Origin of the sequence: Rubrivirga sp., assembly GCF_049648075.1 — a bacterium.
Classification (GTDB): Bacteria; Bacteroidota; Rhodothermia; order Rhodothermales; family Rubricoccaceae; genus Rubrivirga.
In genome coordinates this window covers 1-6,965 of record NZ_JBARYR010000161.1, presented here as the reverse complement: position 1 = coordinate 6,965, position 6,965 = coordinate 1, and the positions used below count along the sequence as shown (strand labels likewise).

The following is a 6,965-nucleotide window of genomic DNA, read 5'->3' as shown; positions in this document are numbered from 1 at the left end:
GACATCGGTAGCGGTCGTGATCGCGCCGCCGCCGGCCTGCTCGGGTGCGGCGTAGGCCGGCGTCAAGACGGGGCGCCCGGTGCGTGTGAGCCCGTCCCCGTCGGCGTCGAGGAGCTTGGCGATGCCGAAGTCCAGCAGCTTGACCCGGCCCCGGTCCGTCACCATCACGTTCGATGGCTTGAGGTCGCGGTGGACGACCAGGCGCGTGTGGGCGTAGGCGACGGCGTCGCAGACCTCGGCGAAGACGGCCAGGCGTTCGTTGACGCCCAGGCGCCGCGTGTCGCAATACGTCGTGATCGGCTCGCCCTCGATGAACTCGGTCGCGAGGTACGGGCGCCCGTCCGATGCCTTTCCGCCGTCCAAGAGCCGCGCGATGGACGGGTGGTCGAGACCGGCCAGGATCTGGCGCTCGGACCGGAACCGCGCGACGAGAGACTCGCCCAAGCCGGGCCGCACCAGCTTGACGGCGGCGGCCTGCTCGAAGGCGCCTTCGCGATGCGCGCGCCAGACCTCTCCCATCCCGCCGCGCCCGACGCGCTCGTCGAGCCGCCACGGGCCGGCCGTCGGCGGAGGCGCCTCACGATCGGGACCGACCGTCCCGTCCAGGAACTCGTCTTGGAGGTCGGCCGCGAGCAGCCGCTCGACCTCCTCCCGCAACGCTCCGTCCGTGGCGCCGTCCGGCCCGACGGCCTCGAGGTCGAGAAAGGCGGCTCGCTCAGACGGGTCGAGATCGGCGGCGCGGTCGAACAGGTCCGCGATGCGGCTCCAGCGGTCGGAGGTCATGGGCGTAGCGTGGGAGATGGGCGGCGGAGCGGGGTCACGGCGGGACTCGTCCCAGAACGGGAGAGCCCGGCAGGCACCGGCCTCAAGGGCGACGTCCGGCCTCGAGGGACCAGCACGTCTTCGAGGACGTGGCCCGCGGCGCCACCCCGTCCTCGTGTGCGCCCCGGTGTCCCGGTCACACGCGAGACTCGCCGTCGGCCGGTCACGAGGCCAGCGTGGGGACCCCACCGAGCTCGGCCCGGAGCCAGGCGCGGGCGCGGCGCCAATCGCGCGTGACGGTCGCCTCGGACACGTCGAGCTCGGCTGCGATCTCATCGAGGGTTAGGCCGCCGAACGTCTTGAGCTCGACGACACGTGCGGCGCGCTCGTCGAGGGCGGCGAACCGCTGGAGCGCCTCGTCCAGACCAAGGACGTCGGTCGAGGCTTGGTGGGACAGCAACGCGTCCGGCGGCGCGTCCTCGAGGGCGACGTCGCGGCCCACGCCGCCGCGCTTCTGGGCGCCCTGCTCGCGGGCGTAGCTCACCAGCACTTGGCGCATGGCCCGGCTGGCAACGCTCAGAAAGTGGTCGCGGCCGTTGAACCCGTCGCCTTTCGAGAGCTTGAGGTAGGCCTCGTGGACGATGGCCGTCGTGTTCATCGTCTCATTTCCGCTCCAGCGCGAGCGGTGGCCGCGCGCCAAGCGCCGCAGGTCCGTGTAGAGGTAGCGGGCCAGGGAGTCAGACGGGACGCCTCCTCGCGTTGCGTCGTCCTCGAGGACGCGGACGAGATCGCGGGCGGGCGTATCGAGGACGGCTTCCATGGGGGGCTGACCACTGACAGGCTCAATAATAACAGGTTAGGACTGAGGAGCGCGGTCGGGGACGAGTCTTTTTCCGCATTGCGTGACGGACTGCTGCACCGGTCTGCGTGACGGAGGGGAACACCCTCTTCACCACCATGCTCCGACTCTCTGCCCTCGCCCTCTTGGTCGCGCTCACCGGCTGTGCCGGCACGCTCGACCGTGCCATCGACCGCGCTGGCAACGTCGCCGAGCGCGCCGTCAACCGCAACATCGACACGCGCACAGACCGGGCGGTCAACGGCGCCATCGACGGAGCTTTCCAGCGTGGCGAGGACGCCGTCCGCTGCACCTACGACGACGACGCCTGCGTCCGCCAAGCCAACGACCGCGGCGAGAACGTGGTCCTGGTCGACCGCGACGGCACGCCGGTCGACCGAAACGGCAATCCTGTGGACGCCGACAACGTCGAGGGCGCCATCGTGAGAGCGCCCGGCTCGGCGGGACCGCCGCGCCCCGGCGTCACGAACACCAACTTCGACTTTGAGCCCGGCGCCCGTACGCTCTTCCAAGACGACTTCGAGGGCACCCGAACGGGCAACGTGCCCGGCTCTATCCGATTCATCAAGGGCGAGATGGACGTCGTCGAAGACGGTGGCAACAAGGTTCTGCGTGTGCTCTCCGGCTCCATGTTCGGCGTTCCGATGGGGCAGCGACCGAACCTGTTCACGCTCGAATTCGACCTCTTCCTCGGCGACGGCGGCGTGCTCTGCATCACCACGACGCCCCTCGATGAGTACGGCCGCCTGGACCAGATCGACACGTGCAATCAGGCGACGGCGTGGATGGACATGACATCGCTCCAGCTGAGCGGAGGCAACATCATGGACGTCACGACCGGGTTCGTCGCGCCTTCCGGCCGAGGAGGCACAGGCGACTTCGGCGACTATCCCGCTCTCAACGAGCGCTACGTCCCGGTCCGCGCGACGGTGGACGGGACGTACCTCAAGGTGTACCTCGACGAGACGCGCGTCGTCAACATCCCGAACGTGGAGCTGGCGCCGGGCAACGAACTGATCTTCTTCGTCCAGGACGGGAACGGGAATTACGACGAGACGGCTTTCATCGACAACCTCCGCGTGGGAGGCGGCGGCCAGGAGACGGGCTACGGCGCGCTACAGACCGGCGACCGCATCACGGCGCGGGGCATCCTGTTCGAGAGCGGGAGCGCCCGGATCACGGGCTCGTCCTCGACCGAGTTGAGCCAGCTGTTGGCCGCCCTCGAGGGCAACCCGGGCCTACGCATCCGCATCGAGGGGCATACGGACTCGAGCGGCGGCGCGAGCACGAACCAGCGCCTGAGCCAGCAGCGCGCCCAGGCCGTCGCCGACTGGCTCGCGGGCCGCGGCATCTCATCCTCGAGGCTGCAAGCGGTCGGGATGGGCGAGGACCAACCCGTTGCCTCGAACGACACGGCGAGCGGCCGCGAGCAGAACCGCCGCGTTGAGATCGTCGGCCTGTAGCCCGTCCGTCCTCGAGGTCGGTCTGGCCTCGAGGACGGTCCGCCGTCCACCTGCAAACGACTCCACTGCCTCTCCATGCGCACCCTCCTTCTCCTCCCCGCCCTCGCCCTCGTCGCCTGCGGCACGGACTCCGACCTCGAGGGCGACGCCGGGAGCTCACGCGACACCGAGACGGTCGCCACGGTCGCCGTTGATGCGTGCGACGCGCTGACGGCCGATGTCATCTCCTCCGCCCTCGGGCTCCCGGCCGCCGCCGTTGCGCTCGACCAGGAAGCGACCGACATGGGCCGCTCGGGTGAGTACTGCACCTACGACGTCGAGTCGGACAAGTACAACCGAGTCTTGGTCCGCGTGACGGATCTCGGCGACCCGGAGTTCGCCGAGGCCGCGTTCTCGAGGCAGTACCGCACGGCAACCGACGCCGACCTCGAGGAGGTCCGCGAGGTCGGTAACGAGGCCATCGAAGAGGCCATCGCCGAGGGCGAGATCGACGAGGCGGCCTCCGGCGCCGGAGAGATGCTGTCAGGGCTGATGGGGAAATTCTCGTTCCTGAACGTCGAGGGCACTGGGGACCAGGCCGCCATCGAGGTCAACGGCATTCTGGACCCGCCAATGCCAACCACCATCCACGTCCGCGGCGGGGTCACGGTCTACTCCATCGAGGCCGCGACCGCGTACCCATTCGGCAACCAGGCACGTGACGCGGAGAATGTCCGCGCAGACCTGACGGAGTTGGGCCGCGGCCTCGCCTCCAACCTGTAGCCGCAGCGCCCTCGGGCTCGAGGATGAACCGCGAACGGGCGGCATCGGTATCTCGCGGCCCCTCCCGCCCTGCCCGTGTTCGACGTTGTCCCCCTTGGAGTCGGCTCCGCCATCCCGACTCGCGACCGCCACCTGGCCGGCACCATCGTCCGACGCGAGGGCCGCAGCGTGCTTTTTGATTGTGGCGAAGGCAGCCAGCTCCAGTTGGTGCGCGGCAACCTGACGCGGGGCCGGCTGGACGCGATCTGCATCACGCACCTCCACGGCGATCACGTGTACGGCCTGCCCGGCCTGCTCTCGACGCTGTCGCTCCTGGAGCGTGACCACCCGCTGACGATCATCGGACCGGCCGGCTTGGAGGCCGTGATCGAGGCGATGCCCGGGCTCCGGAGGGACCGGTTTCGGTTTCCCGTCTCGTTCGTCGCCCTCGAGGACGGCTTCGAGCACGAGACGGTGTACCAAGACGAGCACGTGACGATCGAGGCCCGCCCCATCGAGCACCGCGTGTTCTGCGCCGGCTTCCGGTACCAAGAAAAGGAACGGCCCGGCTCCATCGACGGCGAGGCCGCGCGCGACGCCGGCGTCACCGAGGGCTGGCAATACGACGCGCTCAAACGCGGCGAGACCGTCGACCTCGAGGGCGGTGGGACGCTGGCGCCGGACGGATTGGTCGGGCCGCCGAAGCCCGGCGGGTCGTTTGCCTACGTCCTCGATACGATGCCGTGCGACGGAGGACGGGCGCTCGCGAAAGACGCCGACCTGGTCATGCATGAGGCGACGTTCACCGACGAGCACGCAGCGCGCGCCCTCGAGGTCGGGCACTCGACGGCGCGGCAGGCGGCGGAGGTCGCCCGCGACGCGGGTGCCAAGCGGCTGCTGTTGACGCACTTCTCGGCTCGGTACGACGACCCGGCGCCGTTGGTCGAGGAGGCGCGCGAGGTGTTTCCAGGGACGGAGGCGGCGGTCGAGCTCCAGCGGTACGACGTCCGTCGGTAACGGCCTCGAGGGCGCACGGTCACAAGGCGTTAACGGCCGCGTAACGATTTCGCTACCGGCGATTCGAGGTGGCGCGGATAGGATCGGGGCTTCCCTTTCCCTGTCTGCATGTTCGTTCGCCACGCCATTCTCTTCGTCGCCTGTCTCGCGCCGGCCGCGCTCGCCCAGCCGCTCGACGCCACCCGTCTCGACACCTACGCCACGGGCTTGTTCGACGAGGGAGCCGCCGAGATCGCCGCGTACGACGCCGCGACCCAGCGCATCTTCTTCGTCAACGCCGATGCCGACGAAGTCATCGTCCTCGATGCGTCCGATCCGTCCGACCTGTCGCTCGCCTTCACCATCGACGCGACGCCCTACGGCGCCGGTGTGAACAGCGTCGCGGTCTCGAACGGCGTCGTCGCGCTCGCCGTCCAAGCCGACCCGGCGACGGACCCCGGCGCGGTCGCCCTGTTCGACACCGACGGCGCCTTTGTCGCCGCCCTCGAGGTCGGGGCGCTGCCGGACGCGGTCGCCTTCTCGCCCGACGGCGAGACCCTCGTAGTCGCCAATGAGGGCGAGCCCAACGACGCGTACACCGTCGACCCCGAGGGGTCGATCTCGATCATCGATCTTGGGGCCGGAGCCGCCAACGCGACGGTCCGCACCGTCGGCCTCGAGGACTTTAACGACGGCGGCTCGCGTACCGATGAGATCACGGATCAGGGGATCCGCGTGTTCGGCCCGAACGCGAGCGTCGCTCAAGACCTCGAGCCCGAGTTCGTCGTCGTCAGCCCCGACGGCGAGACGGCCTACGTCTCGGTCCAAGAGAACAACGCGCTCGCCATCGTCAACCTCGAGGCCGGCACCCTCGACCTGCTCGGCCTGGGCTTTAAGAACCACGCCCTCGCCCAAAACGCCCTCGACCCGTCCAACCGAGACGGCGGCATCGCGATCTCGACGTGGCCCGTCTACGGGATGTACCAGCCCGACGGCCTGGCCGCCTACGACATCGAGGGCGCGACCTACGTGTTCACCGCCAACGAGGGCGACGCCCGCGACTACGATGGCTTCTCCGAGGAGGTCCGCATCGCCGACCTGACGCCGGACCCGATCGCCATCCCCGACGGTCCGTTCTTGCTCGACGACGCGCGTCTGGGCCGGCTCCGCGCGACCGACACCCTCGGTGACGTCGACGGCGACGGCGACTTCGAAACGTTCTTCGCCTACGGCGCCCGCTCGTTCTCCATCCACGACGAGGCCGGCGTCCGCGTCTGGGACTCCGGCGACGACATCGAGCGCCAGATCGCTGCGCTCGTCGCGGACGGCACGCTGCCGGGCGACGCGTTCGGCGCGACGAACGACGAGAACGACTCGTTCGACGGCCGCAGCGACGACAAAGGCCCCGAGCCCGAGGGCGTCGTCGTGGGCGAGGTCGACGGCCGGACGTTCGCGTTCGTCGGGCTCGAGCGGATCTCGGCCGTCATCGTGTACGACGTCTCGGACGTCACCGCGCCGACCTACGCCGGCTTCTTGATCAACCGCGACTTTACCGTCGACGCCCAGCTCCCGGACGGCTCGACGAACCCGGCCGTCGGCGACCTCGGCCCTGAGGGCCTGGTGTTCATCTCGCCCAGCGGCAGCCCGACCGGCCAGGCGCTCTTGGTCGTCTCGAACGAGGTCAGCGGCACGCTCTCGGTCTGGGGCCTGGGCAGCGGCGGCGGCACCGGCCTCGAGGACGGCGCGTCGAGCGCGCTCCTGACGCTGTCTCCCGCTCGCCCCAACCCCGCACGCGCACCGCGCCTGGCCTTCTCGCTCGCGGCTCCCGCCGACGTCGAGGTCGTGATCGTCGACGCCCTTGGCCGCGAGGTGGGCCGGATCTCCCGGGCCGCGGACGCTGGCAGCGCCGTCCTCGATGCGCCCGTAACGGGCTTGGCGTCCGGCGTCTACCACGCTCGCGTGACCGCGACGGCCGGCGCGACCGTGGAGACGCAGTCGAGCTCGTTCACCCTGGTCCGGTAGCGCGCGGCCTCCCCACGACCCGCCCTCGAGGGCGAGCACGTCCAGCGGCGTCCTCGAGGGCGAGACGCGCGGCGCTAGAAACGCGCCCGAGAGGCCACGGCGTTCGACCTCGAGGGCAGGCG

General features: G+C 70.1%; 6 protein-coding genes. 4 read left to right on the top strand and 2 right to left on the bottom strand.

The window, feature by feature from the left end; all coding sequences use genetic code 11:
- Together WBA11_RS04555 and WBA11_RS04550 are read right to left on the bottom strand one after the other, a co-directional pair.
- On the bottom strand, positions 1 to 783 hold a 783-nt coding region (locus tag WBA11_RS04555), incomplete at its 3' end, for a serine/threonine-protein kinase (protein WP_424519539.1).
- A 202-nt stretch (positions 784 to 985) separates the two neighbouring features.
- Positions 986 to 1,582 (bottom strand): ECF-type sigma factor, encoded by a 597-nt coding sequence (locus WBA11_RS04550; protein WP_424519538.1) that lies wholly within the window; start codon positions 1,580 to 1,582, stop codon positions 986 to 988.
- Between the two features lie 137 nt (positions 1,583 to 1,719).
- Between WBA11_RS04550 and WBA11_RS04545 the strand changes: the two genes are divergently transcribed.
- The 4 genes from WBA11_RS04545 to WBA11_RS04530 all read left to right on the top strand — a co-directional run bounded on the left by WBA11_RS04545 (position 1,720) and on the right by WBA11_RS04530 (position 6,843).
- Positions 1,720 to 3,084, top strand: a complete 1,365-nt coding sequence (locus WBA11_RS04545) for an OmpA family protein (RefSeq protein ID WP_424519537.1) — start codon at positions 1,720 to 1,722, stop codon at positions 3,082 to 3,084.
- A 75-nt stretch (positions 3,085 to 3,159) separates the two neighbouring features.
- Positions 3,160 to 3,846 (top strand): hypothetical protein, encoded by a 687-nt coding sequence (locus WBA11_RS04540; protein WP_424519536.1) that lies wholly within the window; start codon positions 3,160 to 3,162, stop codon positions 3,844 to 3,846.
- Positions 3,847 to 3,921: 75 nt separating this feature from the next.
- On the top strand, positions 3,922 to 4,842 hold the full coding sequence (locus WBA11_RS04535) for a ribonuclease Z (protein ID WP_424519535.1): 921 nt from the start codon (positions 3,922 to 3,924) through the stop codon (positions 4,840 to 4,842).
- 108 nt (positions 4,843 to 4,950) lie between these two features.
- Entirely contained in the window at positions 4,951 to 6,843 is a 1,893-nt protein-coding gene (locus WBA11_RS04530; protein ID WP_424519534.1) for a choice-of-anchor I family protein, read from the top strand.
- Positions 6,844 to 6,965 lie beyond the last annotated feature (122 nt).

Excerpts from the sequence above, each read along its gene's own strand:
- WBA11_RS04530 (WP_424519534.1), top strand. The coding sequence starts at position 4,951 with ATGTTCGTTCGCCACGCCATTCTCTTCGTCGCCTGTCTCGCGCCGGCC.
- WBA11_RS04550 (WP_424519538.1), bottom strand. The coding sequence starts at position 1,582 with ATGGAAGCCGTCCTCGATACGCCCGCCCGCGATCTCGTCCGCGTCCTC.
- WBA11_RS04540 (WP_424519536.1), top strand. The coding sequence starts at position 3,160 with ATGCGCACCCTCCTTCTCCTCCCCGCCCTCGCCCTCGTCGCCTGCGGC.
- WBA11_RS04545 (WP_424519537.1), top strand. The coding sequence starts at position 1,720 with ATGCTCCGACTCTCTGCCCTCGCCCTCTTGGTCGCGCTCACCGGCTGT.